This is a genomic window from Paraburkholderia sp. LEh10 (genome assembly GCF_017814945.1).
Taxonomy (GTDB): Bacteria; Pseudomonadota; Gammaproteobacteria; order Burkholderiales; family Burkholderiaceae; genus Paraburkholderia.
The window spans coordinates 35452-52012 of sequence record NZ_JAGIPX010000037.1 but is presented as its reverse complement, the minus strand read 5'-3'; the positions used below and the strand labels follow the sequence as shown (position 1 = coordinate 52012).

The 16561-nt window shown below is 61.3% G+C and carries 11 protein-coding genes; 9 read left to right on the top strand and 2 right to left on the bottom strand.

Translation table 11 applies throughout. The features are described from left to right. Positions 1-5 precede the first annotated feature (5 nt). The 3 genes from J8I87_RS26990 to J8I87_RS26980 all read left to right on the top strand — a co-directional run bounded on the left by J8I87_RS26990 (position 6) and on the right by J8I87_RS26980 (position 4382). The gene (locus J8I87_RS26990; protein WP_209935114.1) at positions 6-2456 is read left to right on the top strand and encodes an RND family transporter; all 2451 of its coding nucleotides are present in this window, start codon (positions 6-8) and stop codon (positions 2454-2456) included. Between the two features lie 191 nt (positions 2457-2647). Then, positions 2648-3433, top strand: coding sequence for an SDR family NAD(P)-dependent oxidoreductase (locus J8I87_RS26985; RefSeq protein WP_209935113.1), 786 nt, complete (start codon positions 2648-2650; stop codon positions 3431-3433). Between the two features lie 61 nt (positions 3434-3494). After that, positions 3495-4382: a VOC family protein gene (locus tag J8I87_RS26980; RefSeq protein ID WP_209935112.1), complete on the top strand. Its 888-nt coding sequence runs from the start codon at positions 3495-3497 to the stop codon at positions 4380-4382. A 223-nt stretch (positions 4383-4605) separates the two neighbouring features. Here the strand turns inward: J8I87_RS26980 and J8I87_RS26975 are convergent, their stop codons facing one another. After that, complete coding sequence (locus tag J8I87_RS26975) at positions 4606-6171, bottom strand: fatty acid--CoA ligase (protein ID WP_209935152.1); 1566 nt, start codon at positions 6169-6171, stop codon at positions 4606-4608. Between the two features lie 518 nt (positions 6172-6689). Between J8I87_RS26975 and J8I87_RS26970 the strand changes: the two genes are divergently transcribed. Further along, on the top strand, positions 6690-7550 hold the full coding sequence (locus J8I87_RS26970) for a fumarylacetoacetate hydrolase family protein (protein WP_209935111.1): 861 nt from the start codon (positions 6690-6692) through the stop codon (positions 7548-7550). 72 nt (positions 7551-7622) lie between these two features. Beyond that, complete coding sequence (locus J8I87_RS26965; RefSeq protein WP_209935110.1) at positions 7623-8501, top strand: HpcH/HpaI aldolase/citrate lyase family protein; 879 nt, start codon at positions 7623-7625, stop codon at positions 8499-8501. A 185-nt stretch (positions 8502-8686) separates the two neighbouring features. Here the strand turns inward: J8I87_RS26965 and J8I87_RS26960 are convergent, their stop codons facing one another. Beyond that, the gene (locus tag J8I87_RS26960) at positions 8687-10420 is read right to left on the bottom strand and encodes an FAD-dependent monooxygenase (RefSeq protein WP_209935109.1); all 1734 of its coding nucleotides are present in this window, start codon (positions 10418-10420) and stop codon (positions 8687-8689) included. A 466-nt stretch (positions 10421-10886) separates the two neighbouring features. Here J8I87_RS26960 and J8I87_RS26955 point away from each other — a divergent pair, with 466 nt between their 5' ends. From J8I87_RS26955 to J8I87_RS26940, 4 genes are all read left to right on the top strand, one after another. Then, on the top strand, positions 10887-12035 hold the full coding sequence (locus tag J8I87_RS26955; protein ID WP_209935108.1) for a serine hydrolase domain-containing protein: 1149 nt from the start codon (positions 10887-10889) through the stop codon (positions 12033-12035). A gap of 87 nt (positions 12036-12122) precedes the next feature. Then, a complete protein-coding gene (locus J8I87_RS26950) occupies positions 12123-12950 on the top strand; it encodes an enoyl-CoA hydratase-related protein (RefSeq protein ID WP_313066148.1) in 828 nt (275 codons plus the stop codon). A 240-nt stretch (positions 12951-13190) separates the two neighbouring features. Further along, positions 13191-14396, top strand: coding sequence for an acetyl-CoA C-acetyltransferase (locus J8I87_RS26945; RefSeq protein WP_209935106.1), 1206 nt, complete (start codon positions 13191-13193; stop codon positions 14394-14396). Positions 14397-14405: 9 nt separating this feature from the next. Then, positions 14406-16556: a 3-hydroxyacyl-CoA dehydrogenase NAD-binding domain-containing protein gene (locus J8I87_RS26940; protein ID WP_209935105.1), complete on the top strand. Its 2151-nt coding sequence runs from the start codon at positions 14406-14408 to the stop codon at positions 16554-16556. The last annotated feature ends 5 nt before the right edge of the window (positions 16557-16561 follow it).

Sequence of the window (16561 nt, the reverse complement as noted above, 5' to 3'; positions counted from 1 at the left end):
GCGTCATGAAGGTCGATACCAACGCCAGCATTGCCAGACCGGTCGTACGCGACCTCAATGATTTCGATCGCACGAGCGGGATATGGCTCGAGCGCATCATCTTCAACAATCGCCCGGTGCTGCTGCTTGCATGCATTCTTGCGACGCTTTTCCTCGGATGGCATGCGCTTCATCTGCGAGTGAATGCGAGCTTCGAGAAGATGTTGCCAAGCAAGCATCCGTATATTCAGAACTATCTCGAACACCAGGATGCGTTGCACGGACTCGGAAATGTCGTGCGTATCGTCGTCGAAAACAAGCGCGGCAACATCTTCGACAAGGACTACCTCACGGTTCTGCAGAAAGTCAATGACGCGGTCTATCTGATCCCAGGGGTGGACCGTTCCGCAATGCGCGGCCTGTGGACCAGCAGCCTGCGTTGGACGGAAGTCACCGAAGAAGGTTACCGCGGCGGTCCGGTCATGCCGGACAATTTCGATGGCTCGCCGGCCAGTCTGGGGCAGCTCAGAGTCAACATCGCGCGTGCGGGTATCGTCGGCAGCTACGTGGCGGACGACATGCGTTCGAGCATGATCGTAGTGCCGCTGCTGGACTCCAATCCCGATACGCGCAAGCCGCTCGATTACGCGACGTTCTCGAGCGAACTCAAGCACAAGGTCCTGTCGCTGGAAAGCCCCACGGTCAGTGTGCATATCGTGGGTTTTGCCGAGATTGTCGGAGACTTGATCGACGGCTTGAGCCACGTGATGGCGTTCTTTGGCATCTCGGTCGTCATCGCCGGATTGTTCGTCTTTGCATTCACGCGGGACCTTCGGAGCACATTGCTGCTGATCGGCGTATCGGCGCTGGCCGTGATTTGGCTACTGGGGCTCATGGAGCTACTCGGTTACGTGCTCAATCCGTATTCGATTCTGGTGCCGTTCCTGATCTTCGCGATCGGCCTGTCACACGGCGCGCAGAAGATGAACGGCATCATGCAGGATATCGCGCAGGGCACGCATCGTTACGTGGCGGCCCGCTACACGTTTCGGCGCCTCTTCCTCGCGGGTGTGACCGCGCTGCTGACCAACGTGGTCGGCTTTGCCGTGTTGATGGTAATCGACATTCCGGTCATTCACGATCTGGCGTTGACGACCAGTATTGGCGTGACGGTACTGATTTTCACGAAGTTGATACTGGTTCCCGTGCTCTTGTCGTATGTGGGCGTCAACGAGAAGGCCGCCGCCCGCAAACTCGAGGCGGAGCGAGCCGGCGAGAGGCACGATTGGCTGGCCCGCGTGTGGGCGTGCCTGCTGCATTTCACGTCGGGCAAGTGGGCGCAGGCTGCGATCGCGGTGTCGTTCGCAATCGGACTGTCGGCCTTCGGGATCAGCCAGGAACTCAAGACGGGGGATCTGGATCCCGGCGCGCCGGAGCTCCGCTCCGACTCGCCCTACAACCGCGATGATGCGTATGTGAAAGCCCACTATCGGTTGTCCAGCGATCAGTTCGTCGTGATGCTCGTCACGCCGCCGGGGCAATGCAACAACTACCCAACGCTGGTCGAACTCGATCGAATGGGCGCCAACCTGCGGCAGGTGGAGGGCGTGAAGGGCACCGCTTCGGCGGCCGACATGGTGCGGCTTGCGACGGCCGGTCAGTTCGAGGGTAACCCGAAGTGGTTCTCGATCCCGCGGGATGCAAACGTCCTTAACACGGCGCTTGCGGACGTGATCGCAGACCATCCGGAAATGGTCGATCAGCGGTGTTCCGTGATGCCCCTGATTGCGTACCTTGGCGATCACAAGGCCGACACACTTGCACGCGTCGTTGCGTCCGCCGAGTCGTTCGGCAACGCACACAGCTCGCCTGGGCGCCGGTTCGAGCTGGCAGCCGGTTCGGCCGGAATCGAGGCGGCGACGAACATCGTCGTCAAGCAGGCTCATCACCGCATGCTGGCACTGCTCTATGCCGCCGTCGTGGTGCTATGCCTGATCACATTCCGGAGCGGGCGAGCAGTCATCGTGGCACTGGTGCCGCTGCTGATCACGTCCGTGCTTTGTGAGGCATTGATGGTGGTGCTGGGAATCGGCGCAAAAGTGGCGACGCTGCCCGTGATCGCACTGGGCGTCGGCGCTGGTGTCGACTACGCGCTGTATTTGTTGAGTGTGCAATTGAATTTTCAGCGCGATGGCGTTCCGTTGCGTGAAGCGTACATGCGTTCCCTCCAATTCACGGGGCGCGTCGTAGCACTCGTTGGCTTGACGATGTCTGCCGGCGTGATCACCTGGATCTGGTCGCCGATCAAGTTTCAGGCGGACATGGGCATCCTGCTGACCTTCATGTTCCTCTGGAACATGATCGGCGCGCTCGTTCTCATTCCATCGCTGTCGTACTTTCTGCTGCGCCGGCTAGGCGAGCGAAACCGTGAGGCAATCCAGAAGCCGGATTCGTCGTCGACGGTCGCAGAGGCATGAGTGCGTACATCAATTCGAATTAAATTTCGCGCACGACGAAACGGATGTTTCGTCATCGAACAGCGCGGAAAACACGGAACTCGGAGCAGTGGCGATAAAGGCGCGGCCGATTCCGTCGGCACGGCGTCGAGCCACGCCACTGCGGCCCGAGCCTTTGCAATGTCGTATTTTCTGGAATCACGTACAAGATCATGACGAGCACACGAAAGCCTCGGCTTCAATCGAAGATCGCCCTGGTGACAGGGGGAACAAAGGGCATTGGGAAAGCGGTCGTACTTGCTTTCCTGAGGGAAGGCGCCTCTGTCGTCTTTACCGGATCGACGGCCCAAGACGGTCCACCGCTGGAGCGCGAGCTGCGCGAGCAGGGCCACGATGCGACGTTCATGCAATGCGACAGCCGCGACGAACAGCAGATCGGCGACGTGATCGCGCGCATCGTCGAAACGCACGGCCGCCTTGACGTCGCCGTCAACAACGTCGGCAACATCGCGCCATCGGACGCCCCGCTCGGCAAGCTGCATGAAACATCGACCGATGCGTTCGACGAGACGATCAATCGCAATCTCGTCACCACGTTTCTCAGCATGAAACAGGAGATCGCGGTCATGCTTCGTCAGCGGGGCGGGGTGGTCTGCAACACGTCGTCAATGGCGGGTGTGCGTGTTTCCGATGCGGTTTCCGCTGCCTATCACGCCGCTAAGGCGGGCGTTGTTCACCTGACGCGCAAGGCCGCGATTCAGTATGCGTCCGACAACATTCGAGTAAACGTGATCGCTCCTGGCGCAACGTACACGGAACAGGCGCAGAAGCGATTCACGCACGAAGCGTTCGATGAGCTTGCCGCGTCGGTTCATCCGATCGGCCGGGCCGTCACGCCCGAGGAATGCGCGGAGGTATTCGTATTTCTCTGTTCGGACGAATCGGCAGCGATCACCGGTCACTTGGTGCCTGTCGACGGCGGATGGTCCGCGAAGTAGGGGGCCGGGAACGGCGGTCGTTTCCGGCTTAGCGGAAGTAACGAAACGGGAGATTTACTCAATGAACAGTATAGGCGTGACCGAACTGGGTTACCTCGGTATCGGCATCCGGGATCTAGATGCATGGCGCTTTTATGCCACCGAGATCTTGGGGATGGAGTGGGCTGACAGCGACGGTGCGCTCAGCCTACGCATGGACTACTGGCATCATCGGATTCTCGTCGAGCAGAGTGACGAAGACGACGTGTTGTTTGCAGGATATCGCGTGGCAGGACCCGAAGAGTTCCGCATGATGCAGCGTCACCTCGAGGAATGTGGCGTGCTCTTCAAGGTGGCCTCGGCGGCCGAGGCGGAAAAGCGCTGCGTGCTGGAGCTCCTCCGGCTTTCTGACCCGGGGGGACTTCCGATAGAAATTTTTCACGGCCCGCTAGTCGATCGCCACCAGCCTTATCGGCCGGGGCGAGGCATGCACGGCAAATTTGTGACGGGACGCGCTGGACTCGGACATATCGTGATTCGCGACGCGGGTGTTGAGGAAACCTACCGTTTTTATCGGCAGGTGCTCGGGATGCGCGGCACGGTCGAGGTCCGCTTCGATGCCGGCGGCGAGCGGCGCGAGCCGATTTTCATGCACTGCTGCGAGCGGGATCACACGATCGGCTTCGGGGTGGGCCCGCTCCCGAAGCGCATTCACCATCTGATGGTGGAGGTCGACAATCTCGACGATGTCGGCCTCGCGTACGATCTGGCGCGGCGCAACGGCGTGCCGGTTCTCATGGCGCCCGGTCGGCACGCGAACGACAGCATGTTCTCGTTCTACATGCAAACGCCGTCTGGATGGTTCTGTGAATACGGATACGGTGGTGCACCGCCGAATCACCAGTCGGAATACAACCTTGTGGGCGACATTTGGGGACATGAGATGATCGCTCAGTCATATACCGGATGAGGGTGGGCGATGCCCGCACGGGCATGGCGCAGTACTGGCCGCCGCTCGCGGTCGCTAAGGAACCGCTCCGTCGCATCGGCACGGGCGGTTCCCCGTCAAAATTGTTGCGCAGCTCCGCGTGCGCATGTATGCATGTATGGTACCTGGACATCGCGCATCTCAACGCAGTTCGCGGTCATCCGTACCCGCAGGTGCCGTGACCGCGCGTGTGCCGAGGCGTCAATCAATTCACCTTGCGCGTACGCCCCGCCCAGTAGGGCTCCTGCAGCTGACGTCGCAGGATCTTGCCGGACGCATTTCTCGGGAGCGCTTCGACGAAGTCGATGCTCTTGGGAACCTTGAAGCCGGCGATCCTGGCGCGCGCGAACGCAAGGATGTCTTCGATATTTGCGATAGCGCCGGGATTGACCACGATCACTGCTTTGACGGCCTCACCCCATTTCTCGTCGGGCACTCCGATCACGGCCACCTCCGCGACCGAGGGATGGCCGTAGATTGCGTTCTCGACTTCGGCGGGATAGATGTTTTCCGCACCCGAAATGATCATGTCCTTCACGCGATCGTGGATGTAGAGGTAGCCGTTTTCATCCAGGTAGCCAGCGTCGCCGGTACGCAGCCAACCGTCCGGATTCACAGTCGACGACGTCGCTTCAGGCATGCGCCAGTAGCCAGTCATATTGCCGCTCGACCGTGTCACGATTTCACCGACCGTGTGCGCAGGGACGGCATTGCCGAGCGAATCGATAATCCTGATTTCGACTCCCGGCATCGGCAGGCCCGCAGCCCGCATCCTCGGATTGCCGTTCGGATCGTGATCTTCCGGCGGCAGGTAGGCGATCGCGCCGGCAGTTTCTGTCATACCGTACTGCTGACAGAATCCGCAGCCGAACACGTCCATGCATTCGCGCAGCAGATCGACTGGGATAGGCGACGCACCGTAGAGGATGTACTTCAGCCGCCCGAAGTCTACTTCGCGACTGCGTGGCTGACGTACGACGATCTGCAGCGCAGATGGGACCATGAACATCTTCGAGATGCGATCGCGTTCGATGAAATCGAGCACCGTGAGTGGATCGAATTCGCGCGCAATCACGCCCTTGGCGCCGTGTAGCAGTCCGGCGATCCCCCACAGGCTGCCGCCGACATGCGCGACCGGCATCGCGACGAGGCTGACGTCGTCGGGTGTCCATCGGTACCAGTCCATTTGCGCCAGCGTCAGTTCGCGATGCTTGGCCAGCAGGTTCTCGTGTGTCAACATCACGCCCTTCGGACGACCAGTGGTGCCTGAGGTGTAAACCTGCAGCGCAACCGTGCTTGGATGAATCTCGACTGGCGGAGCGTCCTTCGGCGCGTCTGCGAGCCACATGTCGAACGACGTCGCGCCGTAGATCGATGCGCCGTCGATCGCGATCACCGACGGCCGATCGGCCATGGTGGCCAGCGCCGTATCGGCCTGGCTCGCCGCGTCGGGGCCGACGAAGACCACGTGGGCACCGCAATCCTCGAGGATCGCGGCGGCTTCGGCCGGAGCCAACCGCCAGCCGATCGGCGTCATCACGACGCCGGCTTTGGCCGCGCCGAAGAAGATCTCGAAGTAGCGGTCACTGTTCTTGCCCAGATATGCCACCCGGTGGCCGGGGGCGACGCCTGCGGCGACTAGCGTATGTGCGACCTGGTTCGAGCGCTGATCGAACAGCGCGAATGTCGTTTCACGGCCTTCGAAGGAGAATGCGACCGATTCCGGTCGAGCGAGTGCATGGCGCCGCGCAACTTCGGCGAGTGTTGTCATCGAGCCGATATCGGCGAGATTCTGGTCAGATGTCATGTCTGGTCCAAACAAGAGGCGGCGGGCCGCGAGACGGCACCGCGATGCTCGTCTCGCAAGTCATATACGGACTGGATGTGTCGTGAACTCCCCCAGCCTTCGTACCGTGTCGCATTGTTTATCTCGCCTTTTCGAGGGTCTTCGTCGGAAGAGACGAATTACGCTTGAAGAGGCATCGGGTCATGCATTTTGACGAGATCGATTCGAGGAAATTGATCGACCTTTGCCGACGACGGTCTAGGCGCGCAATTCGTCTCTTTCGACGAAGACCGTCGTGCGGACGACGGAAACAATACTTCCAAGAGCGGAATATCGCCGAGCTGCACCGATCTGACGATGAACTGACCGAGTTGCCGGAATGAACATGTGTCTCGGCTCGTCGCATCCCTCGCGGAAATGCCGGCAAACGTGAGTACATCCGGGTTGGTGATTTGATTTGGCGTGTTTCGACTGGTCAACACCCTTCACTGCACATCTCACGTATGAAACTTGTCACATTCAGCGTCCACGGCGGCTTCCCAGAAATCGGCGTCGTGGACGGCACGAAAATCGTCCGTATCCAGCACGCACTCCCGCGTCTTGCTTCAACCATGATCGATCTGATCGATACATGGAGCGACGCTTGTGCGGAGGTTCAGCGGGTCGTCGAAAAGGCCGAACATACCATTGCGCTCGAGCAGGTTCATCTGCTTCCCCCGATCGCGCGGCCCGGCAAGATCATGGCGATGGGGCTGAACTACGCAGATCACGTCGCAGAAGCAGGCCTCGAGATTCCAAAGCATCAGGTCTGGTTCTGCAAACAGCCCAATACTGTGCATCCGCCGTTCGCGCCAATCCAGATTCCAAAGACTTCGACGTCGGTGGACTACGAGGTCGAGCTGGTTTTCGTCATAGGCAAGCGCGGCCGTCACGTCTCCAAAGCGAACGCGCCCGACCATGTCTTCGGCTACTGCGTGGGCAATGACGTCACTGCCCGCGACTGGCAGATGCGGACTCCGCAATGGGTGCTCGGCAAGTCTTTCGATTCGCACGGGCCGTTTGGCCCCTGGATCACGACAGCAGACGAAATTGGGGATCCACATCGCCTTGGTATTCGCTCGATCGTCAACGATGAGGTCCGACAGAATTCGAACACGCGCGAACTCATTTTCGACGTTTTCGATCAGGTCGCGTATCTGTCGCAAGCGATGACGCTCGAACCCGGCGACATCGTTTTCAGCGGAACGCCCGGAGGTATTGGCGCGGCGATGAAGCCGCCTGTGTTCCTCGAGGCGGGTGACCGAGTGCGCTGCGAGATCGACGAACTCGGCGCGATCGAGGCGGTTTTCGAGAACGAGATCTGAGCTCGTAGCGAGAGTGTCCTGCGAAGGTGCTCAATCATGAAAAGGACAGTAACCTTGAGAAAGGGATGCCGTATGACCATCTCCCCCCCTGTACGCCCTAGACGCAGTGCCCTGTATGTGCCGGCGCAGAATGCTCGCGCAATGGAGAAAGCATGTTCCGCGCGCTGCGATGTCGTCGTCCTGGACCTGGAGGACTCCGTCGGACCCAATGAAAAACTTCAAGCTCGCGCCGCAGCTGTCGAAGCGGCTCGCGACAGACGCTTCGCATCGCGAGAAGTCGTGATCCGGGTGAACGCCTTGAGCACGCCGTGGGGCCGGGAGGATGTGGCCGCCGCAGCGCAGGCGAAGCCCGATGCCATACTCGTTCCAAAGATCTCTGCGGCGAGCGACCTCGCGGTGGCTCGTGCGGACATGCACGGTGACGTGCCGATGTGGATCATGATGGAGACGTGTGCGGCAATGCTCAAGCTGAACGAGATCGGTATGGCAGGGGCGGAGGCTGGCGTCGAGGCTTGGGTCATCGGGTCGAGCGACCTTGCCAAGGAGATGCGGTGCGGTCAAGGCGTCGCGCGCCCGGGGTTGCAAACGGCGCTGTCGTTGAGCGTGATGGCTGCACGTGCTTTCGGGCTCGGGATCTTGGACGGTGTATTCTTCGACGCCGCGAATCCCGAAGGGCTGGCGACGCAATGTGCGGAGGGCGCGAGCCTCGGATTCGACGGCAAGACTCTCATCCATCCGAACCAGATCGAGATCGCCAATCGGGCATTTACGCCCAATCCGGCGGCGGTCGCATGGGCGCGCGCCATCATCGCGGCGTTCGATAAGCCGGAGAACGCAGGAAAGGGGCTCGTGGACGTCGATGGCCGCTACGTCGAACGACTGCACTACGACGACGCACGATATCTCGTGCAAGTCGCCGAAGCCATCGGCGCTAGGGACACGGCCGGGTAATAGCCGAGCAGCCGATCGGGCGTCTGGAGTATTCGCGCCGACGCCCGTATTCCTTCGCACGCCAGCGACTCGTGCACGATTCGAGCTCGAATTCGAAACTCATGACAAACGCCAAAGACCGCCGCCGAGAACCGGTCGCGTGTACCTGGGCTCTCGGCAGCGGCCATCGACAGCCGTTTGTGACATTACCGGGCTGGAGTCAATCCGAGAATCTGTGTCATTGCGCTATCCAGGGCTTGCAGGGGTTCGGCAGGCAGCGTTGCGCAACGCCAGCCGATATGGAGATCGGGCCGGACAAGAATGCAACCGTCTTCCTCGATCTCCGACACGGAGTGCCAGGTGCCATAAAGATCCTCGTAGTCGAGCGACGGTCCGATCGTGACGACCTTGATGTCGACACCGGTGCGCTCGGATACCGCTCGGGCGGCTTCGCGCCATGGTCCTCCGCCGTGGCCGGTGAGAAGCGCGAAACGCTGCTTGCCTACGACGTCCAGTGTCGAAATTCGTGGTTCAGGCAGACGCGTGCCAAGCCACGCATGAGGGAGCGGTGAGCCGGGGCGGGTGCTCGGCTGATAGTAAAGCTCCGGATCCCGCTCGAAACCGGGATCAGGCGTGCCGTCCCGGACTACCGCGCCGGACGCATAGCGGCGATTCATCTCGACGCCATGCGCGTGCTGCTCGTACTTCATCGCATCAAGTGCGCGCCGCAGCGCGTCGCGCGCCTCGCGCGTCTGGACCGCGGGCAGCCGCCTCTCCGTCGAGTCGCCGCGCGTTCCGGCCCCAAGCAGATCCCACACTGTGGCATTGAGCATCATGCTCTTGTTTGCACGCTTGACGATCTGGTGGCCCACCGGCTGACGCTCGGCGTTGAAGCTGTCGAGCAGCGTCGGGTGCGCTTTGCCCTGCAGCACGAGCGCCAGCTTCCAGGCCAAGTTGAATGCGTCCTGGATGCAGGTGTTCGAGCCCAATCCGTTGGCGGGAGGATGGCGATGCACCGCGTCGCCCATGCACAGGACGCGGCCGACAGCGTAGTGCGCGGCAACGACGTCGTTGATTGTCCACATCGACGCCGAAATGATATTCATCGCCAGATGGGGATCGCCGACGAGTTCACGAATGCGCTTCTCGAAGTCCTGCGTCGTCGGCTTGGGCGTTCCCGCGGCTTCCGGGACGACGAGCACTGCGATCCATTGATCCCAAGGCCGCACCATGCGAAATAACCCGACGGGCGACCACGTCGACACGTCCGGCTGAATGATCTGATAGAAGATCCCGCGCCGATGGGCAACATAGTTGCTGAGATCGACGTCGACCAGGACGTTGAAGATGTTACCGAGCCCGTGCTGCCCCTCGAGCGGGATGCCGAGCTGTTCGACGACCCGGCTGCGGGCACCGTCCGCTCCGATCATGTATTTCGCGCGGATCTGAATGGTCTCGTTGGTCAGTAGATCGCGAATGGTTGCGGTGACACCTGCATCGTCCTGCTCGAACGACAGCAACTCCATGTCGAATCGAATCTGCGAGCCGAGGCGCGCCGCCTCGGTTAGCAGGATAGGTTCCATCTGAGTCTGAGGCAGGTCGACCAGTGAACAGGGACTGGCCGACTCGTAGTCGCTCTTGCGGCTCGGGTCGTTACCCCAAGCGTAGGTACGTGCCAGCTCTTTGCCACCGAGGCTTTGCAGCCAGAAGTGGTGCTCGATGTCGGCTCCCGGGCTGGCAAGCGCCATGCACTGCTTTTCGAGGCCCGCGTCGCGCAGCGCCTCCATCGTTCGCTGATTGGTGATATGCGCGCGCGGCGTAGTCGCGGTACTCCGGCCCCGCGAAATTGCGGTATTCGAGATGCCATGCTTCGACAGAAACAACGACGAAGCCGCTCCCGCAGGGCCTGTTCCCACTATCAAGACGTCGGTTTCGATCATGTCCGATTCCAATTCCCAGTTCATCGGCTCAAGGCGCGCGATCGCGCGCCTTGAGGAATACGGAAGGCGTTATGTTGGAGCCAACGCGCTCGGGCATGCCACTGCAGGTGATATCGCCCTACTCCGTATGCTGATGCATTGTCGATCTCGCCTTTGTACCCAGTCTTCGTCGGAAAAGACGAATTGGAAACCCGCGTGCGTCGACACCTTTGAGCTACCGCCGCCTCACAGTCAACGTATCTGCCCATCCCGCGAGTTCGGTAACGGCGGCGGTTTGTGCAAATTTCTGACGCGACACTTGTTGATCGACTAGAGCCACGGAAGCGATACAGCTCCCTGAGTCAATCGTATTTGATGCAATTCGTCTCTTTCGACGAAGACCATGACGTGGAAGGGCCGGAATATTCACGGACGAAATGTCATCGAATTGCGCCAATTACGGCTGAATTGAGGAGGAGAGCTGGTTATGTCTACGCAAACCGTGAGGTCCGGCGATATCGTGGTACACGGCTACTGTGCGCCGGAGCATGAGCGACTGCGCGAAGCATTTCATAAGAATTTCCGTGACCTCGGGGAGGTCGGTGCGAGTTTCGCGGTTACGGTGCATGGTGAATTGGTTGCAGATCTGTGGGGAGGCTGGAAGGATATTGCAGCGACCGTACCGTGGGAGCAGAACACCATTGCCTGCATCTGGTCTACGTCAAAAGGACTTGGCGGTGTGTGCTTCGCTATGCTAATCGATCGCGGCCTGGCTTCATTCGAGGACAAGATAAGCAAGTATTGGCCCGAGTTCGCGGCGAACGGAAAGGGCGAACTCACGATCGGGATGCTGCTGTCGCATCAGTCCGGGATCACCGGCTTCGACACGCCAGCGACTCTGGAAGATATGTTTGCGGGTGAGCCGTCTGCCCGGCGCCTTGCTGCGCAAACACCGCTTTGGCCGATCGGCACCGCATCGGGGTATAGCAACGTGATCGGCATTATCGCGACGGAGCTATTCAAGCGAATTGAAGGCCGATCGATTCAGCAATTCGTCGCAGAGGAACTGAAGGGCTCGTTCGGTCTCGACATCTCCGTGGGCCTACTCCCGGAAGACCGCCCCCGTGTGGCAAGCATGCTGAGCGAGAAAAAAATGGATTCTCGCAATGCGGTTCCGTCGCTCAGCGAAGCGCAGCGCGGGCTGCAGAACCCGCCACTCACGAGCGAGGTAGCGGATACGCTGGAGTTCCAGCGCGCCGACGTTATCGCGATGAACGCATTTTCGAACGCGCGCGCGCTGGCGTCGATGTACGGGCTGCTGCTGAAGCCGGGCAAAGATGGCCGGACGCTTGCCGGGTCATCTGCGGTCGCGGAGGCGTCGAAGGTGCGTATCGACGGAATCGACAAAGTACGAGGTATTCGCCGCCCGTGGGCGGCCGGCTTCCTGCGCAACGTCGACGACTGCTGGGGACCCAATCCGCAAGCGTTCGGTCACGGTGGTTGGGGTGGTTCCTTCGGCTTTGCCGATCCGGCTGCCGACGTTTCGGTTGGCTATGTCATGAACATGATGAGCGATCAGATGGACGCCAATCCGCGCCGGCGTGCGCTCGTCGATGCGGTCTACGCGGCGATCTAGCCGAGATCGTCAATGCTGCGTGTCTGATGGACCATTCAGGCATGCGAGTTTGCTGCCGGTTGCGAGCGATCTCCGCAAGGACCGGAAATGCGCAATGGGCGCACCTCGCGACACGCAGTGGCCTTTCATCCAGTCTTCAGGATCGTTATGAGCGAAGTGCTATCCATCACCCGAAACGGGAACGTCGCGCTGATCACGATGAACATGCCGGAAAAGCGCAATGCTTTGACGGCTCGGCTATACACCGAACTGGCGGCGGAATTGGCGTGCCTTCAGGACGATACGAACGTCCGGGCGGTTGTGCTCTATGGCGGGCGCCATTTTTGCGCGGGCGGCGATCTGGGTGGCCTTAATGCGTCCACGCTCGAAATGCGGCGGAAGATGAAGCACGGACACCGCATCGTTCGTGCAATCACAAGCGGACCGTGGCCGGTCGTCGCCGCTGTCGAAGGTGGCGCGTATGGAGCCGGATTTTCCCTTGCGCTTGCGTGCGATTTCGTGGTGGCCGACGAGAACGCGAGTTTTTGCGCCGCGTTCGGGCGAGTCGGGCTCACGCCGGACTATGGCTTGATGTGGACGCTGCCGCAGCGTGTCGGTATCGGTGTGGCGCGCGAGATTCTAATGCTCTGCGAATCCATCACGGGCAGCGAAGCGAAAGAGCTTGGCATAGTGGACAGGCTTTGCCCGCCATCCGCCGTGCTCGGGACCGCGCTAGCGCTCGCCGAACGGCTCGCTGCCGCCCCGCCGGGAACGATCGCGACGACCAAGGCCGTGCTCGCCCGTCATCCGATCCAACTCGACACGATGTTGGCTTGGGAAGCCGACACGCAATCCGCGCTGGTCCGGAGCGAGGACTTTGTGGAGGGGGTCAATGCGTTCACGGAAAAGCGCGCTCCGACTTTCCACGGGAAGTGAAGAAGCGCGGGAGCCGATGCCGTTCGGACCTCCAAGCATCGCGCGTGACTTGCATGCCGAAAGCCGCGAAAAACGTCGGTTTCGACGATCCTGGGAATACCCGCACCGGCCAAAATGAGTCCGGGTCCCATTGCCGATCGGTACGCCGGCGGATCACAACCCGGACGTATCGGCGCAAGTGCGATGCATGCTCTTTTCGGCCACGCTGATGCGATGTTTATTGCACGAATGAGAACCAATATGACCGAAGCGTTGATTTATGACCATGTTCGTACGCCGCGCGGTCGCGGGCGTGCCGGCGGCGCGTTGCATGCGATCACGCCAGTCGAGCTGGCGAGTCAAGTGTTGACTGCCCTGAAGGATCGGAATCGGCTCGACACGCGTCAGATCGACGATGTTGGTCTCGGTATCGTGATGCCCGTCGGGGAACAGGGTGCAGACCTGACGCGTTTTGCGCTGCTCAATGCAGGGTACGGTGAACACGTCGCCGGCTACCAGATCAACCGCTTCTGCACGTCCGCTCTCGACGCCGTCAATCAGGCCGCCGGTCTGATCCAGGCTGGCCGCGCGGACGCCGCGATCGGCGGCGGCGTGGAGTCGATGTCGCGCGTTCCTATCGGATCGGATGGCGGCGCCTGTTACACGGATCCTCGGCTCGCACATCGATTTCCATACATGCCCAATGGCGTGGCGGCCGATCTCATGGCCGCGCTCGGCGGATTCTCTCGTGGCGACGTCGACGGCTATGCGGCGGAGAGTCAGCGCCGAGCTGATCTGGCGCGCGGCGCGGGCCGTTTCGACTCGTCGCTGATTGTCGTGCGTGACATGCTTGGCGAGCCCGTCCTGGCCCGTGACGAAGCGATTCGCCCGGGAACCACGGCGTCCGACCTCGCAAAACTGGCACCCGCATTCGCGGAACTGGGCGAGGCGGGGTATGACGCGCTTGCCCAGCAGCGCTACCCGCATCTTGAGAAGATCGAGCATATCCATACGAGTGGCAATTCGAGCGGCATCGTCGATGGTGCAAGCGCCGTTCTGGTCGGGAATCGGATGTTTGGCGAGTGGAACGATCTGAAGCCGCGCGCGCGGATTCGCGGCTACGCGTCGGGTGCGTCGGAGCCGTTGCTGAGCTTGGGGGGGCCGATGCCGGTGACGGAAAGATTGTTGTCGCGGCTGGGCATGAGCATCGACGATATCGACCTGTTCGAAATCAATGAAGCGTTCGCCGTGGTGCCGATGTGCTACATGCAGACGTTCGACGTCCCATTCGATCGGGTCAACGTCAACGGCGGAGCGATCGCGCTCGGCCATCCGCTTGGCGCCACGGGCGCAATGCTGCTCGGCACGCTGCTCGACGAACTGGAGCGGCGCGATCTCAATATCGGCCTCGTTACGCTGTGCGCCGCCGCAGGGCAGGCAACGGCCACGATCATCGAACGCATCTAAGCGACCATCATGAATACCATCGACTTCGAGATCGACGCAGACGGCATCGCGCGAGTTGCTATCGACGTGCCGGGACGGACGATGAACGTCTTCGTTCCTGAACTGCTGGGCGACCTGGCAGGCGTCGTGGAAGCGATCCGCACGCGCGACGACATTCGAGGTGCAGTCCTGACCTCGGCCAAGGCAAGCGGGTTTATCGCCGGCGCGGACCTCAAGGACTTCGTGACTGCGCACGATCGACGCGTCTCGGCGCAGTCGGCGCGCGACATGACGCTGCATGCGTCGCAGATCTTCCGCAGCCTCGAGACCTCTGGCAAACCGGTTGCGGCGGCCATCAACGGGCTGGCGCTCGGCGGCGGTTATGAACTGTGCCTCGCGTGCCACTATCGCGTTCTGGTCGACGATCCGAAGGCTGTGGTGGGATTGCCCGAGGTGACGGTGGGGTTGCTGCCGGGCGCGGGCGGGACCCAGCGCCTGCCCAGGCTGATCGGGATCGAGCGCACGATGGCGTTGCTGCTCGACGGACGCCATGTCGGGCCGGCGGAAGCGCTGAAAATGGGTCTCGTGGACGAGGTGGTCGCTCCGGATCTCGTGTATGTGACTGCGCGCGAATGGGTGCTTGCACATCCTGCCGCGTGCCAACCGTGGGACGTGAAGGGATTCAAGGTGCCTTGCGGCACGGGCGCGCTCGCCTTCCACGCGGCGAAGACGTTCGGGGTGGGCGTCGCCGCGCTGCGTGCGGTGACGCGGGACAACTATCCGGCGCCCGCCGCCATACAGTGTTGCGTCTATGAAGGCACGCAGTTGCCTCTCGATGCGGCGCTACGCGTCGAGGCGAGCTATTTCGGCAGCCTCCTGGCGGGACCGGTCGCCCGCAATCTGATTCGTACGCTGTTCATCAACAAACTGGCCGCGGACAAAGGCCTCGGACGGCCAAGCCTTCCCGATGCGAAAGTCACGAGACTCGGCGTGCTGGGGGCCGGCATGATGGGCAGCGGCATCGCGTATGCTGCGGCCGTATCGGGCATCGATGTCGTGCTGCTGGACGCGAATCCGGCGACTGCCGAGCAAGGCAAGGCGCGCTGCGCCGCGCTGCTCGGAAAGGAGGTGGCGAAGGGCCGCCGCAGCGAACAGTCCGCGTCCGACGTGCTCGCTCGCATCACGCCTTCTGAAGCATTCGCGTCTGTCGCGAACTGTGACTTGGTGGTCGAAGCTGTCTTCGAGAATCGCGAGATCAAGGCAGACGTGATCCGGAAGGCGGAGGCGGTTTTGCCGGCGTCGGCCATATTTGCAAGCAACACGTCGACCCTACCGATCACGGGGCTGGCGCAATACAGTGTTCGCCCCGCACAGTTCATTGGTATCCATTTCTTCTCGCCGGTGGAGCGTATGCAGCTCGTCGAAGTCATCGTCGGGCGAGATACGTCTGAGTTGACCCTCGCGCGAGCACTCGGATTCATCAAGCAACTGCGCAAGACCCCGATCGTCGTGAACGACAGCCCGGGCTTCTATACGAGCCGGATCTTTTGCTCATTTATCGATGAGGGCATGGCGATGCTGGCGCAAGGCGTGGCGCCGGCGCTCATCGAAAACGCAGCGAGGCTGGCCGGGATGGCGACCGGGCCGCTCGCAGTGACCGACGAGGTCTCGCTTGAACTTCAGAAGCAAGTCATCGAACAGGCGATTGCGGACGGTTTGCCCGATCGCTGTCTGCGGCAGCACGCGGCTCCCGTCATCGAGAAGCTGATAGCAATGGGCCGTCTGGGCCGCAAATCGGGGATGGGGTTCTATGAGTATCCGCAGGATGCGAAAAAACGCTTGTGGAATGGTCTGAGCGCGCTTTACCCGCAGCTGGAACGGCAGCCGTCCGTCGAGGAGGTCAAGCAGCGGTTGCTTTATATTCAGGCGCTCGAGGCCGCTCGCTGCGTTGAGGAAGGCGTCCTGACTGCCCCCGCCGACGCCGATGTCGGTGCCGTGATGGGGCTCGGGTTTCCGACGTGGACGGGCGGTACGCTGTCACTGATCGAAACGATCGGTCTGGGCGTGTTTGTCGTCGAGTGCGACAGGCTCGCGTCGCAATTTGGCGAAAGGTTCCGGCCGTCGGAATGGCTGCGAGCGCGCGCAAAGGCGAACGAGCCGTTTTTTGCGCAATCGGCGTGACGATC

Excerpts from the sequence above, each read along its gene's own strand:
- J8I87_RS26970 (WP_209935111.1), top strand. The coding sequence starts at position 6,690 with ATGAAACTTGTCACATTCAGCGTCCACGGCGGCTTCCCAGAAATCGGC.
- J8I87_RS26945 (WP_209935106.1), top strand. The coding sequence starts at position 13,191 with ATGACCGAAGCGTTGATTTATGACCATGTTCGTACGCCGCGCGGTCGC.
- J8I87_RS26980 (WP_209935112.1), top strand. The coding sequence starts at position 3,495 with ATGAACAGTATAGGCGTGACCGAACTGGGTTACCTCGGTATCGGCATC.
- J8I87_RS26940 (WP_209935105.1), top strand. The coding sequence starts at position 14,406 with ATGAATACCATCGACTTCGAGATCGACGCAGACGGCATCGCGCGAGTT.
- J8I87_RS26965 (WP_209935110.1), top strand. The coding sequence starts at position 7,623 with ATGACCATCTCCCCCCCTGTACGCCCTAGACGCAGTGCCCTGTATGTG.
- J8I87_RS26950 (WP_313066148.1), top strand. The coding sequence starts at position 12,123 with ATGCGCAATGGGCGCACCTCGCGACACGCAGTGGCCTTTCATCCAGTC.
- J8I87_RS26975 (WP_209935152.1), bottom strand. The coding sequence starts at position 6,171 with ATGACAACACTCGCCGAAGTTGCGCGGCGCCATGCACTCGCTCGACCG.
- J8I87_RS26985 (WP_209935113.1), top strand. The coding sequence starts at position 2,648 with ATGACGAGCACACGAAAGCCTCGGCTTCAATCGAAGATCGCCCTGGTG.
- J8I87_RS26955 (WP_209935108.1), top strand. The coding sequence starts at position 10,887 with ATGTCTACGCAAACCGTGAGGTCCGGCGATATCGTGGTACACGGCTAC.
- J8I87_RS26960 (WP_209935109.1), bottom strand. The coding sequence starts at position 10,420 with ATGATCGAAACCGACGTCTTGATAGTGGGAACAGGCCCTGCGGGAGCG.
- J8I87_RS26990 (WP_209935114.1), top strand. The coding sequence starts at position 6 with ATGAAGGTCGATACCAACGCCAGCATTGCCAGACCGGTCGTACGCGAC.